We start from the raw sequence: 2,649 nt of genomic DNA, 5'->3' as shown, positions 1-2,649 counted from the left end.
TCAACCACAGGCTCAGATTTGACTTCCGGCGCGATCGACTTTTCCACCAATTTCTCAACCACAGGCTCAGATTTGACTTCCGGCGCGATCGACTTTTCCGGCAATTTATCGCTACTTTTAGGCTCAATACTGCTAGAAATCGATTGCGATTTATCACTCGCAACAGGATTAATCAGTGGATCTCCCTCGACATCCGCTTTTTTCCCGCCCGTAACAACATCTGCGATCGAATTCGCATCAACTACTTTGATACCTGTCAGCAAATCAATATCAGTTGGAGGACTTGCATCAAGTTCTTTTTTCCCAAAATCTATCCCAACCCCAATATCAACAGCGTTTGGAATTGCCAAAAATTTATCTTTAACAGACTCCTCTGAAGCAGTATCTACACTGCTTGTGAAAATTTCTTCCTTTTCAGTGCCAGCAGTGCCACCAATACCAGGAGGATATTTAACATTTAATGAGGTTGACGGCAGCTTATTTTGAGAAATAGCGGCAAATGATTCCCCTCCAATCGCAAATCCCGCCTTGATTTCAACACCTTCGATCGCATCCTGTGGCATATTTTTAAAGACTCCAACCAAAAATAAATGTAACAATCAATACAGTTGAACCTGAAGCAGCGGAAATTCGGGTTTGAGATCGAACTCTCACCCTGCTCGCTTCCCCTGCATGTATCTCAGGCACCCTCCCCAAGTTTTATGCAAAAGTTGCCGAAACTTTACAAAAGTTTACAGTAAATGGGATTCCCTACCGGATAGCTACCATTTGAGAAGGCTTCACGCAGCGATCGCAGGAATATCAGCGTGCAGCGGGCGATCGAGGTAGTGGCCCAGAACTTACCCACAGCTTCTGCTGTAGGGGGCAATCCCCCGCGTGCATTGGCGTCAACAAGCACGTCAAACGTAGTGCCAGACTGCTGTTTTCGGCATCCAACTGCAAGTTTTGGGGGTGGCTAAACTGCGATTCAACATGATTTGTAAATTCTTCAAAGCATCAGTCAGATACCGTACATACCATAAAATTCTCAACCCATTATGCGGCGATTTAAGTGTGGGTAAATTTTTCAATAATTGCTTTTTATGTGGGATATATTTTGTTTTGAATTAAGTTGGAACAATCAAATTTAACTAGCTCTCTCACTAAGAGCAAAGTATGGCAACCATCGTGGTAGAGTTCGGCTAAGTCGATATTTTGGGCGGTGACAAGTTGGCGGTATATTTCAGTTTTGCTGTTGACTTGAGTTGCGATAGCACCAGCAATTTTCCCGCATATAGGTACTTGTACGCAGCACAGAAATGTTGTTAATCCTGTCAATAAAAACCCAATTTTTCACTTTTTTATACTCATCTTTGTGAATTGTGGCACGGGCGTCCCGCCCGAACTATCGGCGGTTAAAAACTCCAAAACCGATCGCACTTTTCCCGATCGATCCAATAAATGTGACATATATCACCGACCCTACGTAAGTGATATGTAATAATATTTATTTATTGATAAAAATTTACCCGATGTGGTCGATCGCCATTTTGAGCGATCGACAACCCAAAAAGAATATGCCGCAAATTAAAAGCAACCTTTCGGGATCCCTAAATGAAAATACCCGCGCGCAGCAGTTAATTGCAGCAAATTCAAGTCAGCGATTGACAAACAGATGAAATTCCCAAATTTACCCACGATTTTCATATAAATTGACAAATTTACCCAAACAAATTAAAATTAAACTGTTAGAAAACCTAACAGTTAGTATTACTGCAATTGCGGTGCAGAGCGAATACCTGTACTGTTTATAAAGAAAATTAGCGATCGAGCATCCATAATTAAATGCCCCAGTCGCTTATACTTACGTACACCCTCCGGGGAAAAGTAAACTAAAAACCTAAATAAGCCACCGAAGCACCCTCGCCCGCAGGTGCGAGAGCTTCCAAGAGAGCCTCTGTTGAGGCGAAGGTTTTTTACTCAAACATGAAATTTGATTTGTATGCTGCACCAACCGAGCATCCCTTTTGCTCACGCCACCTTGCTGACTGCAGCAATGGTGGAGATTTTTAAGGGGGAAGAAAGATGAACTTGGAACAATCCTCAACAGGCATCACCCCCAATCGCTGCGCTGCAGCAGTAGTGGAAATCATTCCGCTGATTGTGGGGTCGATTCGAGCCCAAATGCGAAATCAAGGAGAACCCTTTTTATCGATATCTCAGTTTCGCAGTCTCATGTTTCTTTACCGCTATCCAGGTTCTTCTTTATCCAAGTTAGCCGATTATTTGGGGGTGACTCGACCGACTGCTTCTGCAATTTGCGAGCGCTTGGTTCAGGAAAATTTTGTAGACCGCAAAGAACATCCTCAGGAACGGCGAGCGGTGGTGCTGAAACTGACAGAAACTGGTCGCGGGAGGCTCGAAGAAATTCAAGCGCTCACCTGTAGCAATATTTCGCCAATGTTCGAGGATTTGTCAGAGGAGGAAATGGAGAGCGTTTTGGCAGGATTGACGTTACTCAGAGAGGTGTTTGACGGCAAATCTAACGATCGGTAAAACTCCTATACAGCAGTTATTTAGGGCTTGCCGAAAAAGCCTAAAACCTTTACAGAGAAAGACTTTGACTGGTTTGAACGCTCCGCGTGTGCAAGCTTATGAGCTAAAATCTGT

General features: G+C 43.6%; 4 protein-coding genes. 1 reads left to right on the top strand and 3 read right to left on the bottom strand.

Annotation, left to right across the window (positions count from 1 at the left end; all coding sequences use genetic code 11):
* From JGK39_RS33165 to JGK39_RS33155, 3 genes are all read right to left on the bottom strand, one after another.
* The coding region (locus JGK39_RS33165; RefSeq protein ID WP_293261892.1) for a hypothetical protein at positions 1–599 on the bottom strand (599 nt) is incomplete at its 3' end.
* Positions 600–721: 122 nt separating this feature from the next.
* Positions 722–868 carry a hypothetical protein gene (locus JGK39_RS33160; protein WP_293261889.1) on the bottom strand — a complete coding sequence of 49 codons (147 nt, stop codon included), beginning with the start codon at positions 866–868 and terminating at the stop codon, positions 722–724.
* Between the two features lie 212 nt (positions 869–1,080).
* Positions 1,081–1,317, bottom strand: a complete 237-nt coding sequence (locus JGK39_RS33155; protein ID WP_293261886.1) for a hypothetical protein — start codon at positions 1,315–1,317, stop codon at positions 1,081–1,083.
* 747 nt (positions 1,318–2,064) lie between these two features.
* Here JGK39_RS33155 and JGK39_RS33150 point away from each other — a divergent pair.
* The gene (locus JGK39_RS33150) at positions 2,065–2,535 is read left to right on the top strand and encodes a MarR family transcriptional regulator (protein ID WP_293261883.1); all 471 of its coding nucleotides are present in this window, start codon (positions 2,065–2,067) and stop codon (positions 2,533–2,535) included.
* Positions 2,536–2,649 lie beyond the last annotated feature (114 nt).

The sequence above is a fragment of the Microcoleus sp. PH2017_12_PCY_D_A genome (genome assembly GCF_020738565.1).
Classification (GTDB): domain Bacteria; phylum Cyanobacteriota; class Cyanobacteriia; order Cyanobacteriales; family Microcoleaceae; genus Microcoleus.
Note: the sequence above shows the minus strand (reverse complement) of the source record. Positions and strands in the feature narration are given on the sequence as shown.